This window comes from Paenibacillus sp. PK1-4R (assembly GCF_030369595.1).
GTDB lineage: Bacteria > Bacillota > Bacilli > Paenibacillales > Paenibacillaceae > Paenibacillus.
The window spans coordinates 4,945,713-4,971,665 of the sequence record NZ_CP126535.1; the positions used below are offsets into that span (position 1 = coordinate 4,945,713).

Genomic DNA, 25,953 nt, shown 5'->3' on the forward strand with positions numbered 1-25,953 from the left:
GTTCACTGATTCACATCTATCCAATGTACATACGGCTCGAATGGGTGTGCTGGCAGATGTACAATCTGGCCAGAGCCATTCGGATGTAACTGTTCCCAATCCAGCGCAGCACCACGTACATAAAGCTGTCCCAGCAATAAAGCAAGCTGATCCTCCATGGTAAGTGTCGGCTCGGCAGACAGGCGGATGAAGCTCTCCTTGCCACTGTATTCAAGCTGCTGCACTGTCTGATCTGCAGCAATCATAATTACAATGTCGGCGTTTGCCATCTTGCCAGGTGTGTCTTGCAGACTCTCTAACGTCACTCTGTTGTTCACTGGAATGGATTGGCTTGCATGAGCGTTGTGATGTTCCTCGCCATCCAGATGTAAACTGGATACAAGCTCCTCTCCTGAAGCTATTCCTCGAATCTCTTGAATGGAAGGGACTAGACGTACAAGTGTCTCAAGCAAGGTCACCCAGTAGTTCAAGGTAGATACCGTATCTTCATTAGAAACGTCTGGCCTGATTACTTGGCGTGCTTCCGCTTCATCTTCTCCGCGAATTTCATGCCCCCCAACCACAATATTGACACGAGCAGCTCGGTTTCTAGGCTTGAAGCCAAATTCCATCTCTTCGATGTTCCACTCTCCGGTTGAGCTGACAGCTACTGCTGCACGATACCGATAATGTTTTCTATATCTGTTCCGGGTAAAACAAAGATCCTCTAGTGCCAGGTCCGCATGTTTCTTCACATATTGCTCCGTGTTATCAATCAGCTTTTTTAAAGCCTGCTCTGATTTCGCAGAGAACGTTAACAATTGGCCTCGTGCCGGGGCATCTGCACGGACAGGGGCTTTCCATTCTTCCAGCACAATGTGGGCATTCGTACCTCCCAGGCCAAACGAACTGATGCCTGCCTTCCGTGTTTTTCCTTCAGGTACATCCCATGATCTACGCTCGCTAACGATATGGAACGGCGATTGGTCCAGTCGGAGGGCCGGATTCGGATTATCCATATGCAGACTTGGTGCCAGTTCCCCATGCTGCATACTGAGCAGAACCTTGGCAAGACTGGCTCCACTGGAGGCTGCAAATAAATGACCAATATTGGTTTTGACTGAACCTAATCCAATTGAATTGTCGCTTGTATATCCCTTTTCCCGGAACAGTCGGAGCAAGGCATTCACCTCAATTGGATCTCCAATCCTTGTCCCCGATCCATGTGCTTCAATATAAGAAATCTCGCTCGGGTTTAGGTTGGCATCGCGATAAGCGGCACGGAGTACCTCATATTGCCCCTGAGGGTTGGGTGCCATAATGCCCAGGGAATATCCGTCGTTATTCACCGCTGTCCCGCGAATCACACCATAAATATGCTTATTGTTGCGAACTGCCTCTGTTAGCGGCTCCAGATATACAACAACAGCACCTTCCCCCAGGACTGAACCATCTGCTTCCCGGTCAAATACCTTCGTATGTTGAGTGGAAGAACAGATTCCAGCATTGCGTGATAGTTGATGAACATGCGGTGTAGCCAAAATGTTCGCTCCACCTACAACTGCCCCAGAGATACGCTTGTCCTGAATGGCCGCCACAGCTTGTGTCAGTGCTACCAGAAAGGAAGAACATGCCGTATCTATGGACAGTGCCGGTCCTGTGAAATTGTACATGTGTGAAATGGAGGCTGCTGCAATATTGGACATATTGCCTACCATAGCGTGAGAATGAACAGCCTTTCCAAAACTCCGGTTCATATAATCAACAACCAGATCGAAGTATGTGCTAGGGTTAATCCCTACATACACACCCACATCACGCTTATCCTCATGGTCCACGAGCATACCCGCATCCTCCAGCGCCTCATGAGCAACTTCCAGCAGCTTGCGATGCTGCGGATCCATAAATGCAGCTTGTTCAGACGGGATTTCAAAGAACTCATGATCGAACGTATCCGGTTGCTTCAGTTCCCCAATCCAGTCATCCCAATCGGGTTGCTTGGAACGTGTTGCACGCTCTAGGCTAACCCGGTCAACACTATCTAACCCGTTAACCAGATTGCTCCAGAACTGCTCTTGGGTGTCGGCATCAGGCAGACGCAGAGACAGTCCGGTAATAGCAATAGCACGATGTACATTCAGGTGATTATCTGTGGTTTCAGCTTGTTCAAAGTCCTTCGTTTCTGCTGGAAGTTCCTGCAGATATTCCACCATCTCACGTACTGTACTGCAAAAAACAAGTAGTTCTTGTCCTAATTCACGTCCCATATGTGCAGACAGCTTGTCAAGTAATTGATAGGAGAGAATGGAATTGCCTCCAAGTGCGAGAAAAGAAGTATCCATCTCAATCTTTCCTGCGGGCAATTGAAGAATTTCGGCCCAGGCTTTACGTACGGTATACTCCAAAGACGATGCGGAAACCGTCTCGTGTCCTTGCTGTTGTGTGTTTTCGCGAATCAGTTCTTCAATGGCCTCGATGTCCTTGGTAAATGCTCCACGCTCATATTCGTTTCTCAGCATGAACCGCTGAACCTTGCCACTCGTCGTTTTTGGAATAACCTTGATTGGGAGAACATGGGTAATCTCAATACCCAATCCAGCCCTCATACGTTGGATCAGATCCTGTCGTACATCCAGAAACTGTGGAGTGCCCGATTTGTATTTAACAAATACAAGCAGCTCCTCTACTTGTTTGAGGCTGTTAAAGTGCCCGACTACCGTCAGATTCCCTCTCGGAATGCTGCTATTCTGGTACAAAATTTCTTCAAGATCATGCGCATAATGGTTCTGTCCCCGAATAAACACAATGTCCTTGATTCGTCCGCTTACAACCAGGGAGCCGTCAGCCATATAACCCAAGTCTCCAGTGCGAAGCCACCCATCCACATACATTTCACGATTGATCTCCGGAAGACTGTAATATCCGGAGGTTACCGATTCCCCACGGATCTGGATTTCGCCAACAACCCGCTCATCCAGCACTTCACCCTGTTCATCCGCAATCCGGATCTGAATCCCTGTCATGGGATATCCTTCATGGACAAATTCAATCACATCCGAAGTATGGCTATCACTGCTAGGCAGCTGGACTGGCACAGCCAGTCCTTCCTGCACCAGCCGCGAACGCGAAATACGTTCAATTCGTGGCTCTTCCCCCAGTCTGGAGGTACATACACCTACTGTCGCTTCAGCCATGCCATACGCAGGAAACATCATATTGGGACGATAGCCACAAGAGCTGAATTTTTTGACAAATCGCTCAATAACAGACGTTGATATAGGCTCTGCACCATTCAAGGTCATACGCAGTGAAGACAGATCCAGCGTTGAGAGCTTGGAATCCGGGATCTTCTGCACCATCCATTCGAAACCGAAATTGGTACAGCAAAACCATTTTCCCTGATACTCCGTAATCTTGCGCAAGAACAGATAAGGGGACCGTACGAAGGTATAAGGTGACATCACCATGATGTTGGCTCCACTCAGGACAGGTGTCAGATGCTGTCCAAATATCCCCATATCATGCGTATGCGGCAACCAGGTAAACACATTATCTCCTTCTTCAGCTCCAAGAAAAGTCTTGCATGCAATACTGTTGGCGATAATATTGTGATTTGTTAACTGCACGCCTTTGGGAATTCCCGTGCTTCCTGATGAGAATTGCAGGAACACAATGTCGTCAGGAGAGGTTGGGCATAGATCAGCCATCTGCTGGCCTGCCTGAAGCTGGTTCACGCTAATCAACATAAGACCTTTGAATACCGGACTTTCCGCAAGCTGCTTATACTTGGGCATGTAGGCTTCCTCGACGATCACTACCGGACGCCCGAGTACCTCCCACACTTTCGTGAATTTCTCCAGACCGGCTGAGCCTGGTTCCCAGGCAGCCGGAGGACTAACCGGGGCGACAATAATGCCCCCCAGCATGCAAGCCCAAAAGGTACGGTAAAATTCCTGTGACTGGTCAATTTCCAAAATAACGACCTGTCCTTGTTGAATGCCTTGCTCCTGAAGAGACTGCAGGTACTTGCGCGCCTGCATCAGTAATTCAGGATAGGATTCAAACTGTTCGTCACCTGAAGAGCTGATATAGGTCATTCCCTTTTCTGGATGAGTATCTGCAATGTAGAGTAGCATCTCAGCCACTGTTGAATAATGTTCTGGCACAATCAGCTCGGGTCCTCGCTGTATGGATTTACTGGACATGTTGCACCTCCATTGCCTCATTGTGAACTACCACTTTCACATCGCTACCAAGCTTGTCATCAATCAGCTGTTTCATACGTTCGATGTCCAGACCAGCCTGACAGGCCAGATGTACGTACAGACACTCTTCGTCGTATCGAATAATCCATTCGAATTGGGCGAGTCCCGAATTCGAATCTTGGTCATCCGACGAGTGAGACGACATTGGGATCGCTTCGCTGCTGGAGATGAAGCCTTGATAATTAAACAGAATCATCTGACGCGTCTCCTGTTCTGCTTGCCTGTAGGCAGTTCCCAATTGTTCCTGTATGCCATCATATTGTGCCGAGAGGGAAGAATCATGTGTAAGTGCCATAAAGTTAATGCTGTGTTGCTTCGTAAATTCCAGACGTTTCAACAGATCTTCCTGTGTGAATTCACTGTCTACCAGCACTGGAATGAGATCTAGGAATTCTCCCACATAATCATAGTAGGATTTTTCGCCATACTCCCTTCCGTAATGCACCAGGGCTATTGGCAATTGGCTTATGTTCAGATAAGCCGCAATGATGTTGGCAAAAGTTTCAAAGCATGTCCACCAAACATCTGCAGGCTCCTTCCCTGCAAGGGACAACTCGACAGTCATCGCTGAAGGCGACAATGTTTCTGTTTCCTTCAACTTGTTCATGACGATGGTGTTACATCTATTCCATGCCTGAAGTGAAAATTGTTTCTTCATTTCATCTTCAGATACCCCTATGGGGCCTTGTGACAGAAAACTTACATAATCCTCATAATTTCGTACTTGGTACAGAAGATCACTCTCTGTCCCTACACCTTGCGGTCTATATAATGCCTTCGACTCAAGTTGCTGCTTGATGATCTGGGCACTCATACCATCAAACGCAAGGTGATCAAAACTCCAAATCAGCTTATGCTCTGTGGCTCCTGTACGCAAAATACACAGACGCCATGGTAGTTCCTTCAACGTATACGTTTTGTGTAACAGAGACTGAACCAGTTTGTACTCCAACTGCTCAATCGTATCCGAAGCATAATGACGAATATCAAGATAGGGGATTAGCTGTTGCAGCATGTCCGCCGCTAATGACATATCACATGGATGCCAATACAATTGTTCTTCCTCATATATCATGCTGTGCAGCAACTGATGCCGGGATATAACCCCAAGAATCAGGTGTTTTACAGCTTGTTCATTCAATTCGCCTTCCAGCGTTGTTGTAAATCCGCTTGCTCGTGAAGTCGTAGAAGCATGTGCTTGTTGAATTGGAGATAGTTGGAATCGACCCATAGGGGTCATGCCCGCCATAAAAGATGAAACCTGATTGCAGCTGTTTAAAACGTGCAGGACCAGGCTGTCCAGTTGTTTCTCATGAAGTGTTATGTCCTGTGGTATGACTATCGGGGACTGAATATGCAGGCTATCTTCGGACCAAACTGACGCCGGAGGATTAATGTCTACCAATTTGGCAAGTCCTCTAACTGTCGGATATTGGAATAATTCGTTCACATTGATGGCAATTCCTTCTTTTGACAAAATTTGAGTGAATGCAATTGCTTTGAGCGAATGCCCCCCATTTTGAAAGAAGTGATCTTCCACACCAATGCCCGGATTACCCAGAATCTGTCGCATGGCGGCAAGAATGACATGCTCCGTTTTTGTCCGAGGTGAATTCACTTCCAGAGACCTCTGCTGCTCTTCAACCAAATTCTCGAACAATGCTCTTCGGTCCACTTTGCCATTGGCATTAATCGGAAGATGATCCAGTCGAATAATTCGTGCAGGCACCATGTACTCTGGCAGTTGCTGGTGAAGTTCTCTTCGAATATACTCAGCATCTGCTCCAGTATCGGTTGTATAAAAAGCGGCAATGTATAGGCTTCCTGATGATTCTGTAGCTGTCATGACAAAGGCATCACGAACTCCCGAAAGACGCTCCATGCAATTGCCTATCTCTGATAACTCAATGCGAAAACCTCTAATTTTGACCTGGAAATCCGAACGTTCAATAAAAATCAGACTGCCGTCAATCAGACGTTTGACGATGTCACCTGTCCGATACATTCGTTCTCCCGTGCGGAAGGGATCATCAAGAAAGTGTTTTCGGGTAAGATCCTCACGGTTAAGATATCCAATACCTACCGCATCCCCACTAATATACAGTTCACCTGGAACGTTGGGTGGTACAGGCTTCAGCTCATCATCCAGAACATACAAGGCTGTGTTAGACAGGGGGTAACCTATGGGCAGTGAGCCAGTATAAGGCTCTGTTTGCATTAATAAGTGGTAGGAGGCAAAAAAGGTTGCTTCCGTTGGCCCATATCCATTTAACAGCCTGCCCGGCCCTACACATGCAAGCGCTTTGTTGGCATGACTCACCGATGCAGCTTCACCACCAAACATCACTCTACGCACACTCTTCAAGCAATCAGCATCCCAATCCACCAGCATATTAAACAAGGATGTCGGAATATAAAATACTGAAATCCGTTGCTGTCGGATGACATCCGCCAAACGAGCCATATCCAAAATGGTCTCTTTTGAGATTAATACAAGAGTAGCGCCATTTATTAATGAAGCAAAAATATCAAAAATGGAACCGTCAAACGCATAGTTAGAAATTTGCAGGATACGATCCTCTGGCACAACGGTGACAAAATTGCTATTTTTCATGACTTTTGTCACATTGCGATGACTCATCACAGTCCCTTTTGGGGTTCCTGTTGACCCCGATGTATAAATGATATAAGCAGGGTCAAGAGCGGTCATGTTCATATCTTCAACAGGCTCCTGCATGTCTCCTGAATCAAATGCTGCCAGTTCATCTGCCGGCACGATACAAGGTACTACAGATTGCCATGTGGAGACATACGCCGTTTCAGTCAATAACACAGCCGCATCGCAATCTTGCAAAACAAATTCAATTCTCGATGGCGGCGAAGCCGGGTCGATCGGAACATAACTGCAACCCACTTGGAGTGTAGCAAGAATACTGATCATCTGGATCGGTCCACGGTCCAGAATGAGAGCAATACTGGAGCCTGATTTTATCCCTTGTCCAAGCAACCTGCACGCCAGCCACTGAACACGTTCATACAGATCCGCATAGCTCCATTCACCGTCTTCCCAGACCAATGCTGTCTTCTGTGCATGCACATGTACTTGTTCCTCGAATAATTGGGAAATGGTCGCATCTCGCGGATACTGGGCGGCATTATCGTTGACTCCGTACAGCAGCCATTCCTCTTCCTCCGGTGTAGTGAGCTTAATCTGACCAATTCGTTCATTATGCCCTGTTGTGATCTGAGACAGGATATACCGGAATTTATCCAGCATCAGTTCCATGGACTCCGCTTTAAACAAATCTGAGCGATAGTCAAGTTCAACCGTGTAACATTGCTTATGCTCGACCAGTGTCCAAGTCAGATCAAATTTGGCATCCACCCTACCTTCGACCCATGGTTCAAGCATCAGTTCCCCGGCTTCAGGATCATCGGTTCCCATATTAATGTAATTTAACACCACATCAAATAGGGGGTTGCGGCTTAAATCACCGAATAGACCAAGTTGTTCCACCAGTGTTTCATAAGGATAATGCTGATGCTCATAACAAGATAACAGCTTGCCACGCATCTCATTCAAATACGCCTCTGTGGACCATTCTCTGTCCATGCTGGTGCGAATGGCGAGCATGTTCACGAACATACCCATAACGTTATTAAGTTCTGGCTTCTCACGCCCCGCAACCGCTGTACCAACGACCAAGTCTCCCTGACCCGTATACTTCCAGATTAATAGATTCAAAGTTGCCATGAACAACATGTAGGGTGTAAGCCCTTGTTGCGTACAGAAGTCATTGACCTGTGTGCTTAACGACTCACCAAGTTCAATGGAACGTCTGTCTCCGCTGTAGGATGACGCGCCATGTCTTGGGAAGTCTGTAAGCAATTCAACCGGTGCAGGCATGTCCTCGAATTCCCGTATCCAAAACTTGGCGTCTTCAACAGATTGTCCATGTGACGCAGCTTCATCACGCCATTCCGCATAATCCTTATACTGAATGTCAAGAGATTGCAATGTTTCTCCTCTGTACATGCGAGCAAACTCCTGCATCAGGATCGCAATGGAACTCTGATCAGAAATGATATGATGCATGTCGATGAATAAGATGTGTTCCTCTTGAGAAAGGCGAACCAGCTTAACACGAACCAATGGTGCGCTGGTCAGATCAAAAGGCTTGATCCATTCCATGACCTGCTCTAACCCTGCCGTTTCCAATTCCAGCAACTCCACAACGCTTGGAACCCGATCCTCGACAACCTGGAAAAGCTCACCGTCAATCATTTCAAACCTGGTACGGAATGCTTCATGTCTCTCTACCAGTGCATCCATTATTAATGTGAATTGGGTAGGGTCAAGTTTTCCTCTTACCCTATAGGAACTGGCGAGATTGTACGCCGTACTCTCACCTTTCATCCACTCATGCACCACATACATTCTTCGCTGTGCAGAAGTGGTCTTGTATTTCTCTTTCTTAGGTACAGGCAAGATTGGGTTCACTGAATCAGAGTCACTTGTAGCCTGATGTTCAGCAATCCATTGAACCATGTGTTCAAACACAGAATGATCAAAAACCTCTTCCAACCCCAAATTTAATCCAAACATTTCTTTAATCCTCGACGCCAAGGAAATCGCTTTTAAAGAATGACCTCCAAGCTCAAAGAAATCATCTTCAAGGCCGACTTCTCCATTACCAAGCAACTCCTGCCACAATTGCGACAATACATGCCTTATCTCATCATCAGTCCGTTGAACCCTGACTTTCCCAAATGGAGATTGGTCTAATGCTGCGATAGAACCCGCTGCAACCTGCGACATACCTGCAAGCTGATACAATGCAACATCATGTTGATGAACAATCGGATCAAAGGAATACGTCGGCAGGGAGATTTTTTGCCTGCGCCCCGTTCCGTTTAACTGTTCCCAATCAAGCTCCATGCCAGAGCACCAGCAAAAAGCAAGTACTTTCATTAAATACACGTCTGCCTCAAGCAAGCTCTGACGATCTCCAGTAAGAGCAATGATGTTTGGCTCTGATGAATCCGGGGCTATTTGGTCTGTATCCTGCTGCTGATTCGAAACGATCCACAGCGTATGCCCAGCAGATTCAGAAAGCGTCTTGCGATTTAGCAGCGTAAACAGGAAATTTGGAGATAACAGTGGTGCAATACTCGACGCATGGTCTGTTACAGTTGCATCTGTCATCCTTCCTGTCAAAGCATCTGACAATGCTCCTTCTTCTAGTGACCAATCCTCTAGATTGTATAGAAGCCCCACGGCATGTACTGGATCAAGTGCATCACTAATAACCAACCCCACCAGTTCGCCAACGCCTTGTCCACAGACAGCATCTGGCTTGACACCAAGCTGCATCACGGTTTTATAAAGAGCATATTGCACAACAAAGCACTGCATGCGCTCAAGCCTTGAATCGGTTAACGATCGCCCTATGCCTTGGCGAATGGCATACTGTTCCTTGGACTCAAAGAGGTTCAGTATCTCTTCAAAGTGCTGTTTGAATATCTCTGAGACCTGGCTGCGATACACAGAAGCATATAGTTCCCGAATCTTGCGCGCTTCCCAACTTGCATTTCCGCTGAGGTAAAACATGACCTTAGTCTTCCCATTTATCACACTTGCCTGTGTCTCAAACTCCACAGACTGCTCGCTTGGCGGAATATAACCGTCTACAACGATTAGCGCTTTACGATGAATGAATCTGCTTCTTCCCTTCTGTAGCGTCCACGCAGCATTGGGCAACTGCTCCGGCAATGCATGCATCGCCTGTAGAACCGAATCGTACGTGCGTTCCAGCGCAGATTCACTTTTGGCCGAGAAGGGCAGCAGAAGCAATGACTCATAATTGGCTTGGCTCTCTTGGACGGGCGGCTGCTCCAGAATGACGTGAGCATTGGTCCCACCGATCCCAAACGAACTGACACCTGCTCGCAGGATACGCTTCGCGTCTTCTAGTGGCTGTGGCTCCCTGTTGATATAGAAGGGACTTTGCTCCAGCTCCAACATCGGATTCGTCCGATTCATGTGAATCTGTGGCGGAACCACCCGGTGATAAAGCGTCAGTACGGTTTTAATAAAACCGGCGACACCTGCTGCCGCATCAAGATGCCCAATATTGGCTTTCACAGAACCTAGAGCACAATAATTTCTACGATCTGTTCCCCATGACTGCCTGAGAGCTTCAATTTCAATCGGGTCCCCCAGTTTGGTTCCTGTTCCATGCGCCTCCAGATAGGAGATCTCTTTAGGAGACACTCCCGAACGATGCAGGGCTAATTGAATAACCTTGACCTGCCCGGCCACACTCGGTGCCGTATATCCAATTTTGTCCATGCCATCATTATTAATCGCTGAACCTTTAATGACTGCATAGATATGATCTCCATCTCTCTGCGCGTCGCGGAGTGACTTGAGCACAACCATTCCGCATCCATTACCAGACACAGTACCAGATGCCTGCTCATCAAACGGTCTGCAATGACCATCTTTTGAATAAATCATGCCTTCATGCCAGTGATAACCTTCTTTGAGCGGATAGGAGATAGAGACACCTCCCGCAAGTGCCACATCACACTCTCCCCGGATCAGCGATTCAGCAGCTTGGTGGATGGCGACCAAAGAAGTCGAACATGCGGTCTGTACGGCCATACTTGGCCCTCTCAGATTTAATTTGTGAGATACTCGGGTTGTAATATAGTCCTTTTCATTCAAAGTCATGGCTTCAAAAGCCTGTAGCAAATTACCGGAACGACCTAGAAATTGCACCATCCATGGCAAGCTCAGTCCACTTCCGGCAAACAATCCTATAGCTCCCTCATAACTGTAAGGATCACACCCGGCATGCTCAAGCGCCTCCCATGAGCACTGATGCAGCAGCCGTATTTGCGGATCCATCATGTTGGATTCCTGATGCGGATATTCGAAAAATCCGGAGTCAAAATACTCAGTGTCTTGCAGTACACCTTTGGCCCGTACATAATCGGGATGTTTGAAGTCTTCCGGTCGTACACCCGCAGCGGTTAGATCCTCCTCATTCAGACGGGTGATACCATCCTTACCTGCCATTAGGTTATCCCAGAACTCCTCAATATTTCTTGAACCGGGAAAATGCCCTGCCATGCCAATGACTGCGATATCCGTCGAAGAAGAAATTCTGCTACTGTGTTCTGAAGCAAACGGGATACTCTGTTCCGGTCTGCTCTGCTCCACTTTGCTGTTTTCAACTGTGCTCCTCACATACTCTTTGGGAGCTGCTGTCGGGCCCGGGTTCGTAACAGGATATCCAACCGAAGCGATATTCCCGCTCTCCTCTTGTACCTGTTGTGTAACTGTCGGCAGCATCTGCTCCGCCACCAGATGATTGACCAGTGATGCAATGGAGGAATGCTCAAACAATTGCACCAGCGGAACGCTTTTATCCAGATAGGCATTCAGCCGATTATTAATCAGAATAAGCCCCAGCGAGTTGCCTCCGATGTCAAAAAAGTGGTCATGGATATTAACCGTATCCAGATTCAATATTTCCTTCCACGCTGCAATAAGCATCTGCTCCAGATCAACTTTTGCCTGCTCCATTCCTTGAATCGATGAGCCATAAACCAGAGCCGGATTAGCCTTCTCTCCCGTTTCAAAATCAGCCAGACGAAGGGCATTGCGATTCAGTTTGCCATTAGGCAGCACAGGCAGATTTTCCAGACGAATCAAGCGAGAAGGCATCATGTACTGTGGAAGCCGCTGCTTTAACCAGGTCCGAAGCTGTACGTCTTCATCTTCCATAACGGAAGGCTCAATCCCAGGCTTCAGACTGTAGAAAAGGATTAATTGCAATGAATGTTGCTCGGCCCCTTCTACCTTAACGACAGCTTCTCTTACAAGTTCATAATTCATCGCTGCCTGCTCAATCTCGTTCAGTTCAATCCGGTAGCCACGAATCTTCACCTGCTGATCCAACCGTCCCATTAACTCAACATCCCCATCCGGCAGTATACGGGCCAGATCACCAGTTCGGTATAAACGGCCTCCCAAAACATTGGGGTTTGCAATGAATCGGGCATCGGTCTCGGCTGCATTGTGCAGATAACCGCGGGATAATCCTTTTCCTGCAATGCACAGCTCTCCATAGCTGCCAGGTGGCAGTATTTCACCTTCATCATTCAGAATATAAATCTCTGTATTGGTAATGGGCTTGCCAATGGTAATCGCGGCTGTGTCATTCAATTCTTTGGTCGTTGACCAGATCGTAGTTTCCGTTGGTCCATACATATTAAAGACTCGAGCGGGCGTAAGCCGCTTCAGATCGGTGAGGAGTCCCACAGGGACATTTTCCCCTCCGGTAAGAACACACCGCAGATTGCCCAGCGCCTGAGCAAATTCCGGATTTTCGACAAATGCCTTAATGCGTGAGACAGTGCTAAGAATGTGTGTAACACCATGTTCACGTATTCGACGTGAAGCAAGAGCCGGGTCAAGCTGCTCCTCCTCATCGGCCAGATACAGCGAATATCCGGTGCATAATGGTGTCCACACTTCAAATCCGAAAATATCAAAAGATATGGTCGTTACACTGATGATGCGATCTGTCTCATGTGCAAAAATATGTCGGTGCCTGATGTCCTCAACAAAATTGACCATCGCCTCATGAGTAATCATGACCCCTTTGGGACGCCCCGTTGATCCTGAGGTAAAAATCACACAGGACAGGTCCGAAGACAGGAAGCTTATGTCCGGGTTAACGGATGAGCGCACATCCTGGGCAGTTGGATCATACACAAATCTCTCTCCGCTAAAAGTCACTGTGCCTTCTTCATCAGGCGTACACAGCAATACGTTCATTCGGCTATCTTCGATCATATTCACGATGCGCTGCGGCGGAAAAGCAGGGTCCAGAGGCACATAAGCCGCCCCAGCTTTCAGCACCGCCAATAGCATAATGATCAACGATTCATCTCGTCTGGATAATATGCCTACAGGTTCATCCCGGCGCACACCTTGATCAATCAGCTTCCAAGCCAGCGTATTAGCTTTTTCATTAAGCTCCCTGTAGGTAAAAGAGGCTCCGGATGATACAAGGAGAGCTTTCTTGTCTGGTGTGTGTTCTGCCTGCAGCTCAAACAGCCGATGCAGACCCCCCGCAGAATTGTAATCCAGACGTGGACCAGCAAGACGATGGACTGGGTGCTCATGAGAACGTTCGTTTCTCTCAAACAGTTCGCTCAGAGACAGATTAGGCTGTTGTACAACCTCTTGGCAGAGTCCGATAAACTCCTGCATCATACCTTCCACTGTGTCCCGGTGGAACAGATCCAGCGAGTATTCGATATATCCTTCAATCACCTGCTTCTCCCTGTTTTCTTGACAAGTCATTAACAGATCATAAGTAGACGTACCTGTCTCCACCGGAAAAGAACTGAATTGCAAACCATGAAGTTCAAGTCCATGCAAATCCATGTTCTGATAATCAAAACAAACATCAAATACCGGATTTCGGTTCAACTCACGTGTCACGCCCAGTTGTGCCACAAGCTCATTAAACGGATACTCCTGATACGCAAAAGCATCCAGAGTATGTTGTTTAAGTTCGCGTAAAAAATCAGTGTACGTACGATCAAACGTTGGAAAATTCCGCATCGCAATCATATTGACAAACATGCCTACCGTCTTTTTCCACTCCTCTTGCATCCTTCCTGCAACAGGCGTTCCTACCACAATGTCCTGCTGACCTGAGCGGCGTGCGAGAAGAAGATTCCACACACTTAGCATTACCATATACATGGATGCTTCCGATGAGGAAGCCAGCTCGTGCAAGTTTTGTGTTACCGAACGATTCAACGTGAAATGGAGACGTCCCCCTTGCATGGATCGCTGTGATGGACGTTCATGGTCAAGTGGGAGCTCCAGCACAGGTAAAGAAGGGCCAAGATGGTCCAACCAGTATGTTTGATGTAAATTGTATTCATTTGAAGCGAGACGCTGCTGCTGCCATACCGCGTAATCTTTATACTGCAATCGGACTGTATGCTCTTTGCCAAAATATAAATCATTGAAGTCACGAGTGATGATTTCGACAGATGTACCATCTGCGATAATATGGTGAATATCAAAGAATAGCAGGTGCCTGCGCTCGCCTATCTTAATCAGTTCAACCCGCATAAGCGGAGCACTCCCCAGATCAAAAGGACGAATCAATGTCTCGATCATCGCAGGCAACTCTTGGTCATCTGCCACATGCTGCTCTGCATAGCCCATAATTAAGCGAACCGAAGGTTGGATGATCTGAACGATCTGACCGCCCCGTATCTCAAACGATGTTCTGAGCGCCTCATGATGCTGTATCAACTTCTGCAAAGCAGCCTCAACTCTTATACGGTCCAATTCACCTTCAATAATGGTTGCAGACGGTAGGTTGTAAGCCGTATTGCCTGGATCAAGCATCGCTTGTGTGAACATACGCATCTGTGCAGAAGAGATTGGATACGCATCCATAGTGGGTGCAGATTGAATGGTCTGTTGGTCCACTTTTGGTTTCGCCATGACATAGAGATGCTCCGCCAGTTGAATAGGCGTTGAATAATTGAAAATATCTGCTACCTCAGGCTGAATTCCAAAATGAGACCGGATCCATGCAGACAAGCTGACTGCTTTGAGAGAATCTCCTCCGACCGCAAAGAAATTAACCTCTTCATCTAGATCATCGATGCCAAAAATCGTTCGATATGCGTCCAGGACAATCTGTTTCAGTTGGTCGAAATCACCTGTATAAACTGTCCCTTTTACTAGAGAAGAGCCACTTCCCTTACCCTGCTCTGCATGCCCCGTATCATCCCCCTTACCCATTCCTTCCGCTGATGATGAGCCAGAAAGAGAAACACTGACAGGATAGGATTGTTTGTTGAAAACATAAGTAGGCAGAGAGCATTTGCGTCGTACCGTCTTCCCTTTGAGCACCTTCCAGTCCGGTTCAATGCCTTCGCACCATAACTCCGCAAGTCTGCGGTTCACATAGATACTATCCTGCTCCGTTTCCCTTACGTGACGCAGCATATTCAGTACCGCCTGGGAATCTCTTGATTGACTGTGCTGTCTGGCAAAGGAACTTAGCGTTCGTCCTGCACCTACTTCAATTAATACAGCCCGCTCATCCTTCAACACTTCAGCCAGGTTTGATTCAAACAACACCGGCTGTAAAATATGACGGGACCAATAGTCAGGTTGTGTGATTTCATCTCCAAGCGCCCATGTTCCACTGGTGTTGGACAGTAATGGGATCTGTGGCGTATGAAGTGAATGCTCTGCTAGATAACGTCTAAATTCCTCGGCAGCCTGATTCATCATTGGCGTATGGAATGCATGGGAAGTCTTCACACGAATGCATTTCCAGCCCAGTCCTTCAGCCTTGGCTTCCATCCGTGAAATGGCTTCAGCTGTCCCACCAATTACACTGGAACCTGTAGTATTCACCAGGGCAAGCCACATGTCTTCCTCCAGTTGTGACTTCACCTGCTGTGCATCCGCCATAACGGCAAGCATGACCCCGGGTTGTTGTTGCTGCATCAGACGTCCGCGAAGTCGAACTAACTTGACAGCATCTCCGAGTTCGAACACACCCGCTACCGCTGCGGCAGCCAATTCACCAATGCTATGCCCGATCATGCCATCTGGCTTGATGCCCAGATCCAGCAGCGACTTGGCCAGCGCATAACTGGTCATGAACAGTGCGAATTGGCTGTACTCTGTCTGGTTTATTCGCTCAGGCTGCTGATCTCCGTATACAACGGACAGCATTTCTTCTCGTTCTTCTGTGGGCAGAAGGTCCAATATTTCCTGGATATAACTTCTGAAGATTGGAGCCAGGCCTGATTGCTCTGTAGATCTGTATAGTTCTGCACCCATTCCCTGATACTGACTGCCCTGTCCGGGGAACATAAAGTATACGGGACGGGTGCCTTGAGCTGAATGGTATACGCGTGCTTTCCCCAGCTGCTGTATCAGCTTGTCCGGATTATCCTTCCATGTCTTATCCAGAATGAGTGCCTTACGATACGCAAAAACAGATCTACCTGACTGCAAGGTCCACGCTGCGTTCGACACAGATTGATCCGGATGTTGAGTCAGATGTTCCATAATCCGTTCAGCGGTGCGGTTCAGCGAGTACTCTGTTTTGGCGGAAAAAAGCAATATATTTACGTCATCATCCGGACTGCACTTCTCCATCTCGGGAGCCTCCTCCAATACCATGTGAGCATTCGTGCCCCCCACACCAAATGAATTGATTCCAGCGCGCATGACTCCAACATGGCCCTGTTTCCAGTCCACACCTTGTGCATTAACTTTAAAAGGTGTATTCAAAAAATCAATTTTGGGATTAGGCTGCTCATAATTCGCTGTTCCAGGGATATAACCTTGTCCAAGACTGAGCGCTACCTTGATTAAACCAACCACACCTGCGGCTGTATCCATATGTCCCACATTGCCCTTTACCGAACCCAGATAGCAAAATTGCTTTTGGTCGGAAGCAAAGGCCCGAGTTAACGAGTTTACTTCAATTGGATCACCAAGCAACGTTCCCGTACCATGTGCTTCGATATAACTCACCGTTTCCGGGTCTACTCCGGCTACCTTATAAGCATCCTGAATGACTTCAGCCTGTCCGCTTACGCTTGGAGCAAGAAAACTGAGTTTCTCTTGTCCGTCATTGTTAATTGCTGAGCCTTTGATGACCCCGTAGATATGATCTCCGTCCCGCAGAGCATCGGTTACCCGCTTCAGCACCACAATTCCCATACCATTGGAGAAGACGGTTCCACTGGCTGCCGCATCAAATGGACGACAGTGTCCATCTGTGGAGAACATCATGCCATCCTCAAATATGTAACCCCCTTCATTGGGCAACTCCACGGTGATCCCACCAGCCACGGCCACATCACATTCTCCAACGATCAAAGATTGACATGCCAGATGAGGTGTAACCAGTGAAGTAGAACATCCCGTCAGAGCGGTATAGGCCGGCCCTTTTAAGTTCAGCTTATAAGCCATTCGGGTAGCGAGAAAATGATTGGTACTGAGGGTAAATGCTTCGTATTTACTGCTATAGTTAGCATCGTTAAAAAGTACTTGACGGTACCATTCGAAGTCATCTGACCCGCCAAGGAACACACCCACCTTACCGGCTTCATCCGGTCTGCAGCCTGCATCCTCCAGCGCTTCCCATATTCCCTGATACAAAAGTCTGAATTGGGGAGACATCATTTTGGCTTCACCGGGAGTATAGTCAAAGAACCCTGCGTCAAACTCATCGATGCCGTTGGCACGTCCTTTTGCCTTGACATAACGAGGTGAACGCAGCAGTGCTTCCTCCACGCCAAGCTCCCTCAATTCATCATCACTATAAAAGTGAATGCTTTCCCGCCGTTCAACAAGGTTACTCCAGAACTCCCTTATATCCTCAGCGCCCGGCACATTCACCGCCATGCCCACAATTGCAATGTCCTCACGCATAATGCCGTCTTTTCGTTGAAACAATTGTTCCCTTTCAGTTGGTATCCGAACTCCCTCATCTTTTGGTCCCAGCGCGGCAAATTGACGCAATGTCGGGCATTCGAAAAAACGAGGAACAGGGAACTCCACATCGGTATAATGTTTTAGTTTATTGTGAGCCTGAATGACAGAAAATGAATTTCCGCCCAATTCAAAGAAATGGTCATCGCGCCCTACTCTCTCAACACCGAGCACTTCGGCCCACACTTCGGCTATAACCTTCTCAAGCTCAGAAGACGGGGTGGTATAGAACGTACTGGAAGCGTGAGCATGCGTGATATCTGCCATGAGTGCCTTCCGGTCAATCTTCCCACTGCTATTCAATGGAAATTCGGATTTATGTACAAAAACGGATGGTATCATATATGCCGGTAACAAACGAGACAGGTGCTCTCTCAATTCGACAGAAGGCAGTTCCTGCTCTGACAGATAGTAGGCATACAGCAAGCCGGACCTACCTTCAAATGATTTCATGACTACCACGGTCTGGATGACACCCGGATAGGATGACAGGGTATTCTCAATTTCGCCTGTCTCCAGTCTGGCTCCCTGAACTTTAACCTGGAAATCAATGCGTCCCAGATATTCGATCGTACCGCTTGGGAGTGAACGTACCAGATCCCCTGTGCGGTACATGTACCTGAAATGCTCTGCGTCCTGTCCTTCTTGAAAGAAAGGATTAGGGATAAACTTCTCTCGGGTCATCTGTTCCAGATTCAGATATCCACGTGCAAGCCCAACACCGCTAAGACAAAGCTCCCCTGGAATACCTAACGGCTGAAGCTCATCATGATGTCCGACGACATACCATCTGGACTCATTGAGCGGGTAGCCAATCGGTACATTGCCCAAGCCTTCATAATGGCTTAACGGATAATGAGAAACCCATATGGTGCATTCGGTTGGACCATATACATTTTCCAGACTTGCTCTAATGCCTAACCTGTTAAATTTCTCAATGATGTCTGGCGTGACTGCCTCTCCGCCAACAAACATCCATTTTAGCGTTTCCAATGCTGACAGATCGGAGCGAAGCTCCATCGTTTCCAGAAAAAGACGGAATAACGTTGGAACAAAGTTAATGTGCGTCACCTTATGTGATGCCACCGTAGACACAATACGAGCAGGGTCTTTTTCTGCTCCAGGCTCAAGAATACTTAGTGCGCCTTCACCCATGAACCAGCCGAAAAGTTCCGTGGCGGACACATCAAAGGTATATGCTGTTTTCAGCAAGTAAACATCCTGCGCCTGCATTGGAAACCGACGCTCCAGATCAAGCAGTGTATTGACTACGCTATGATTTTCAACCATGACTCCTTTTGGCTTGCCTGTTGATCCAGATGTGTACATGATATAGGCAAGGCTATGCGGATTCAGCGCCTCTTCAAGATTTGAGGCATCCCCCGTATAGGCCTGATCTCCCTCAACGTAGATGTACTGGACATCCAGAGTCTTGTCATCTTTTTCGGGCTGCATAGCCAGCACTATGGATATGTCTGCATCCGATATAATATAGTCCTTTCTGGACAAAGGATAGGAAGGGTCTACAGGCACAAAAGCACATCCGGCTTTTAATACAGCCAATAGGGCAATGACCATATCCGAGGAACGTGGCATCTGCACGCCAACTGCCGCGTTATCACTTTTTTTACTCGCAACGATCTGCCTAGCCAATTGATTCGCTTTTGCGTTGACCTGCGCATAGGTCTGATGATGCTTCCCTTCCATTAGAGCTACCCGCTCCGGGAAACGTGCTACTTTATCGTGAAATATATCCATAATATGTTGTGGAGTGTAGGGAAAATAAGAAGTTTGATTGAATCGGTACAGTAGGTTTTCTTTCTCATCCTGCATCAGGAGGCTGAACTCACTGATTTTTTGATCAGAATTGGTTACTAGTTGATTCAGCAAGTATAGAAATCGTTGGCCCATTCGCTCCATTGAATCTTCACGGAACAAGCTCGGTTTATATTGCAGCTTCAACTGAGCTCCTTGCGGTAAACGACTCAACACCACCATTAGATCTCCTGGAAACGTAACCTTATCCTGATCCAGAATACGAGTTCCGAGCATATCTTCCTCATAGGAATCATAAACAAAGGAGATATCAAACAACGATGGTGATCCGGGTTGAGCCTGTAACATGCTGTCTCTGACAATGAGGTTATTCGGATATCCGATGTTTCTATACGTATCCATCCAGGTTGTGGCTACTTGTTGCAGCAGAGGTTTTAGAGTTGATTCGAGGTCAATATGGAATCGCATAGGCAACATATGGACAAAACATCCAATCGTTTCTTCCAAGTCCATACCGGGACGATGAGAATATGGGGAGGCAAAGGTGATATCGTCTGTACCGACATATTTGCTCATAAGAATGCCAAAGGCACCCATAAAAAACATAAAAACGGTTACTTCATTATCTTTGGACATCTGTGTAATATCAGCCATTAACGATTCCGAAATATCAAATCGCAGTTCATGACCAATTCCTTCTTGTAAGGAACCTGCTGGAAAGTCGTGCTTCAGAGAAAGAGGTTCCGCTCCCTTCATTTTGTTTAACCAGTATTCCCGCTCTTTGAAGTACTTGTTTTCGTGCAGTTTCTTGTTCTCTGCCTCAACATAAGAGATGAATCCTTCATCCAGCTTGACATCCACAGGCTGATCTTCAAGAAGACACGTATATGACTGAATAAGTTTGTTTTTCATAAGTTCAAGCGACATGCCATCACATATTAAATGATGAATACATAAGGTCAGAATATATCGGCTTTTATCCATCTGAACAATCATTATACGGAACAGAGGACCTTTCTCTAGATCAAAAGGTGTCCCGATGCATTCATCCACCAGTGCTTCTAACTGTTGTTCCTTGGGATTCTCCTGATTCTCGCTACTTAGGTCCCACAAGACAAGTGAATAATCCATATCTTCATGAACGGATAACACGGGTACATCATTTTGAATCTCAATCCGAGTACGCAGCACCACTTGCTCATACATAAGCAATTCGATGGCCCGGCGAAATATCTCCATTTGAAGATGATCAAATTTCATTGAAGCTGAGATGTTATACGAAGTGGGATCATTCACCTGACAATCAAAATAGATTCCCTTTTGTGTTTCGGAAAGTTCAACGGTTTTTTGTACCATCACGACCACACCTCATCGTTTAATTGAGATTCAAGCTGTGTAAGGCAAAAAATCAATTACAGCTTAGTGCATTACCCAGATTCCACCAGCCAATACGGAGAGAACCGTGATAAACGTTTGATACACCACATCCATAATGAGATTCCCGATACTGTCTCCATCTGCCTTGCGATTTTTAATCATGACATAAGTATGTGACCAAAGACCACTTAATCCGTATATGTACATCGTTACCAATACACCAACCCAAAAGTTCCCCTGGAACCAGATGGCCATAATCCCCATAACTCCAAGCCCTACCTGGGAAAAACCGTATTTAACCTGAAATGGTCCACCAGGCCATCCTAACATTTTGGCTGTCTGATCCGCTCTGGCAATGTTGACAACATAACCAATCACTCCAACCAATCCAAACGTAACCACAAACTGATGAAGCAGCAATACTCTGCTAATCTCGCTCATTTCTCCGGGAAAACCTAACACATATAGGTGTACTCCCCCTGAAATTAGACCTAACAACCATAGAACCAAAAACCACATGCCTGTCCCACTCCCGCCGTTTGTTATTTGGAATCATTTGTAACTAAATGTACAATCTTGTAGATACACACATTATATAATCGCTTTTACATTTGTCAATTCATACATAATTTTCTATTTTGTCGAAGCTTTTGTCCTTTTTCTTCTACTGTACGCAAACAAGAAAACCATATAGTTCCATTTAACTTGAAAATAATAGGAATTAAGCCCTATTATTACATTAAAAGGTTTGAAACCTACTTCTTTTTTAACGCTTCAAAAGAACCACAACTCATTTATTTGACATAGGTGATAGTTCAATTATCATCTGTTTAGTCAGATACGATTACAGGATAACAGCAACTATCAATTCACATATGATATAAAAGAATTGACATCCGATCACTTTGTAACTATTATTGTTACAACGGTGGTGATTATTCCATGAGACAAATCAGCAGTCGCTTTTCCATTGCGGTTCATACCCTGTCCCTGATCGCTGTTATGCCCAATGAATGCACCGGAGATGTTATCGCGCAGAGTGTGAATACAAATCCCGTGATTATTCGGCGGATTATGTCCAAGCTGAAACAGGCGGGTCTGATTGACGTCAGACCCGGTGTGGGCGGTGCTTCCTTGTTGAAAGATCCAGCCAACATTACCCTTCTTGATGTATATCGAGCGCTTGAGGTCGTGGAGGATGGGGAATTGTTTAACTTTCACAAACATCCGAATCCGAAATGTCCGGTCGGCAACATGATTGAACACACCTTGCGTGCCGAACTCATTGAGGCTCAGACAGCCATGGAACAGCGCTTGAATCGTGTAACCATACAGCAGATGATGGATCAGATTCATGTCTCTGAATAAAAAAGCTCATTATGAGCTTTTTTTAACCCTTTCGTTGTAATCACACCTGTTATAACATTTTTGATTACATCCATATGCAACCAACAACACATATCCTAGGAGGAAAAGAAAATGAAAATTTTGGTTACTGGCGCAACAGGTCATTTGGGTTCACTGGTTGTAGAGGCATTGTTAAAAACGGATTCTGCCAAAGATGTGGCAGTAAGTGTACGTAATCCGGAAAAAGCTGAAGCACTCCGCACTCAAGGCGTTGACGTGCGTCACGGTGATTTCGATCAACCGGGGACGTTGGAGAAAGCTTTTGCCGGTGTAGACCGTCTGTTGCTCATCTCGACTGATGGTGACAATGAAACGCGTATTCGCCAACATCAGGCTGCCATTGACACTGCCAAGAAAGCAGGCGTGGGTTTCATCGCTTATACAAGCGTTGTGAATGCAGAGAAAAATACCCTTTCCCTGGCGGAAGTTCACCGCGCTACAGAAAAAGCTATTCGCGAATCCGGCATTCCGTATTCCTTCCTGCGCAACAACTGGTACCTGGAAAATGAAGCAGGTAGTGTGCAAGCAGCTACACAAGGCGCACCTTGGGTTCATGCCACCAATGACAGCCAAGTAGGCTGGGCTACCCGCAGTGACTATGCCCATGCTGCAGCAGCTGTACTCGCAAGCGAAGGACACGAGAATACCGTATATGAATTGTCCGGCAAACTACGCACGCAAGCTGAACTGGCTGCCATTGTTGGTGAAGTGCTTGGGCAGGACATCAACGTGCAAAACGTGGACGATGCCGCTTACGCTGACATCATGAAAGGTGCAGGTCTACCGGATTTTGTCGTATCGATGCTTGTTGATATGCAAAGTGCTATTCGTGAAGGCGCATTGGCTGTAGAAAGTGATACATTAGAGAAATTGCTTGGCCGTCCGGCTCAGCCACTTAGCGAAGGTATTAAAGCGATTGTAGGCAAGTAAGTTTTGAATATAAGAAAGGGACACACCAACGAATGTTGGATGTGTCCCTTTTTGGTGTAGCTAACGATCCATACAAAGATATACCCGTTGTACGAATGACCGTACACTCACCCGTTGATTGCGACTGCTGTAATTCGAGATAGGTATTTATGCTTTCCACAACAGTTCATCACTCATTGGTCACTGCTCAAGAATATAACGTGCGGGAATGTGATCGGCCAGCCAGATATTTTCGTTTCCATGGTAAAAGAGGATTCCATCTATGGCCGCTTGAGCAGCATTGATTTTCAAAATGACAGGCTGATCATCACGTCTTCGCCCCACCTGATTGGCCGTATCAATTTCTGCGGACAGATGTACATATTGCCTTTGCCGCGGCTGTAAGCCATGTTCCATAATAGAATTTAAGGCGCGTGCCGGTGTACCATGGTAAAGGGTTTCCGGTGGCTCAGCAGCTATCTTGGATATCTTATGTGGCGTCGAATGTCCATACAATGCCCGGATGCGGCCAGAATGGATTTCATGTCTCTTTTTCTCCGAGGCTTGAATCATCTGCTCCAGATCGGCTTGCGTGACTTCCTTCCACTGCGGACTTTCTTGTAAAGCCACCAGCAATTGCGAGATTTCCACCCAACCCTCTTCATCCAGTTCCAACTCATACTCCCATGGTGCATGTCGCAGAGCGTATGAGAGTTCTTTGCTTAATTTCATCAGATCCAATGCAATCATCTCCCACATCTAATAAAACCGTCTAATTTTGCGATTGAACCGCGGTTAAAATCTCCTGAATGTTACGTTCCAATCCTTCATCGTCTTCCTGATTGAATTGGCGGTGACCATCAATCCCACGTTGGATAATCGTATTCATCACCGGATGAACCTCACGATCGGAAGCCACTCGAATCAGATCATCGGCAAAATCAACCGCCTGCTGTTCACTATAATTAAATGGTTTAATCAGCATCCGAATGCTCAAGGCATGGGCCTGCGGCTCTGCTAGCTGATCCCGATGAGTGATGCCATACACCGCGCCAAAACCAAAAGCAGCCATGACCTGACGCTCCAGTTCTGTCGTCTGTTCCAAAGGCGTGCCAATCAGCTCACACATTTTGTCCACCATCTGCTCCAGCTCGTTTGCTGCCGCAGCCAGAATTACGTCATTAATATCGTCAGCGTTGATAAATTCAGTCATATTGGTTTTCTCCATTTCTGCACCGTATTTGATCCATTCTCTCAGACTCTATGAGAACATTGTATCGGAGTTGGGGTGTTCGTTTCAAACCACTCATAGGTCGTCGACACTTCTCTTACTCTTATATTACCCTTATATAAGGGAAGTCGCTTGTGATTCAAAACGATTTTTTGCAAGCCTGAGCGCCTTATCCTTTTCCCCATGATCCATATAGTACTGAAACAATATCTCTTCATAACGTTCAGCGAGATACTGGGAACCAAGTTCACGATAATAAGGAAGAATTCGCTCTTCTATCATTTCGTAATACGCTTGCTCCTGCCCTTGTAAAATGACAGACTGGAGTTCCAATTCCATATAACTTGCGTCTGAAACAAGTTTAGAATTGCGCAAGGCTTCCAGAGACATGTCCAACAGTTTGTTTGCAGGAATGAGGTTCCCTAGCCTATTCGATTCTATGTAATTATTGAGTACCATCAGGTATAACGGTTGTTTCTCCGGAATGATATCAAGCGCTTGTCTGTACCAGTAAGCAGCATCCTCATATTGCTTCCGCCGGTTATATTCATAACCCAGATTGTTCAACAGCTTTGCTTTTCGGTCAGGGAGCCCACAATCATCACTAATCCGAATCAGATTTTCATATCTGCGTTTCGTCTCAGGAAAATCATGATACTCGCGGGAATTGAGCTGAACCAGCATAATGGTTTCGGTGTCAATGATTCGCACCATATTGAGCGTTTTCCGAAAATGCTGGATAGCTTTCTCGGCGTAATAGTAAGACGTAATATTCGAATATATCGAGTGATATGCCAGAGACAAATGATAGAAGTACTCATGATTCGTATATTTGGACTGATTGATTGAAGTTAACGTCTGGATGGACTTGCGATAATGTCCTGTAAGGAAATAATAAATCCCCATCACATGGTGATAAAAATAATGTTCATATGAATGCTCCAATTCATCAGGAATCTCAACCTCGGCTATAAGTCTCTCGGCTTCAACGATATTATTCATAAACAAGTAAAATCGAATCTGCAGCAAGTCATAGGATAAACGCAGGTCAGGTATGCCTTTTAACGGTTCCACTTCCAACTTGTCTTTGAGACGAATAGCTTCAGCTGTTCTCTGCATAATAATGGCCTCTTGCCATGAATCCAGAAGATCGTTCATTTCATGATATCTCGCTATTTCTCTTGCCATATCAATACATAGTCGATCACAGAGCATGTCCATAATTTCTTGTGAATACTCTGTCATTCCCCGTTCAATTTTGCTCAGATGTGTGACTGAACAGATCCCTTTCACCAGTTCGCCTTGAGTTCGTCTACTTTTCTCCCGGTAAAATTTAATAATCTTCCCTTCAATCATCACTACACCTCGTTTTAATCCATCATTTTATTCCTAATTATAGGGTTCGAATATGGACTCTGCCAGTTATATATTGGAGT

8 protein-coding genes are annotated in these 25,953 nt (G+C 46.4%); 2 read left to right on the forward strand and 6 right to left on the reverse strand.

Features of this window, described 5'->3' with window-relative positions; translation table 11 throughout:
* Nucleotides 1-2: 2 nt before the first annotated feature.
* The 3 genes from QNO02_RS21545 to QNO02_RS21555 all read right to left on the reverse strand — a co-directional run bounded on the left by QNO02_RS21545 (nucleotide 3) and on the right by QNO02_RS21555 (nucleotide 21,489).
* Nucleotides 3-4,184, reverse strand: coding sequence for a beta-ketoacyl synthase N-terminal-like domain-containing protein (locus tag QNO02_RS21545; protein ID WP_289389918.1), 4,182 nt, complete (start codon nucleotides 4,182-4,184; stop codon nucleotides 3-5).
* On the reverse strand, nucleotides 4,174-20,949 hold the full coding sequence (locus QNO02_RS21550; RefSeq protein WP_289392840.1) for a non-ribosomal peptide synthetase/type I polyketide synthase: 16,776 nt from the start codon (nucleotides 20,947-20,949) through the stop codon (nucleotides 4,174-4,176). Before QNO02_RS21550 ends, QNO02_RS21545 begins: the two co-directional genes overlap by 11 nt.
* Nucleotides 20,950-21,012: 63 nt before the next feature.
* Nucleotides 21,013-21,489 carry a DUF6790 family protein gene (locus tag QNO02_RS21555; protein WP_026080959.1) on the reverse strand — a complete coding sequence of 159 codons (477 nt, stop codon included), beginning with the start codon at nucleotides 21,487-21,489 and terminating at the stop codon, nucleotides 21,013-21,015.
* Nucleotides 21,490-21,912: 423 nt separating this feature from the next.
* Here QNO02_RS21555 and QNO02_RS21560 point away from each other — a divergent pair, with 423 nt between their 5' ends.
* The gene (locus tag QNO02_RS21560) at nucleotides 21,913-22,338 is read left to right on the forward strand and encodes an Rrf2 family transcriptional regulator (RefSeq protein ID WP_047843833.1); all 426 of its coding nucleotides are present in this window, start codon (nucleotides 21,913-21,915) and stop codon (nucleotides 22,336-22,338) included.
* Nucleotides 22,339-22,449: 111 nt separating this feature from the next.
* A complete protein-coding gene (locus tag QNO02_RS21565) occupies nucleotides 22,450-23,307 on the forward strand; it encodes an SDR family oxidoreductase (RefSeq protein ID WP_289389919.1) in 858 nt (285 codons plus the stop codon).
* A gap of 180 nt (nucleotides 23,308-23,487) precedes the next feature.
* Here the strand turns inward: QNO02_RS21565 and QNO02_RS21570 are convergent, their stop codons facing one another.
* The 3 genes from QNO02_RS21570 to QNO02_RS21580 form a co-directional block, all read right to left on the reverse strand.
* Entirely contained in the window at nucleotides 23,488-24,027 is a 540-nt protein-coding gene (locus QNO02_RS21570) for an RNA 2'-phosphotransferase (protein WP_289389920.1), read from the reverse strand.
* A 31-nt stretch (nucleotides 24,028-24,058) separates the two neighbouring features.
* On the reverse strand, nucleotides 24,059-24,499 hold the full coding sequence (imm48, locus tag QNO02_RS21575; protein ID WP_133385592.1) for an Imm48 family immunity protein: 441 nt from the start codon (nucleotides 24,497-24,499) through the stop codon (nucleotides 24,059-24,061).
* Nucleotides 24,500-24,631: 132 nt separating this feature from the next.
* Nucleotides 24,632-25,873, reverse strand: a complete 1,242-nt coding sequence (locus tag QNO02_RS21580) for a transcriptional regulator (RefSeq protein WP_289389921.1) — start codon at nucleotides 25,871-25,873, stop codon at nucleotides 24,632-24,634.
* Nucleotides 25,874-25,953: the final 80 nt, after the last annotated feature.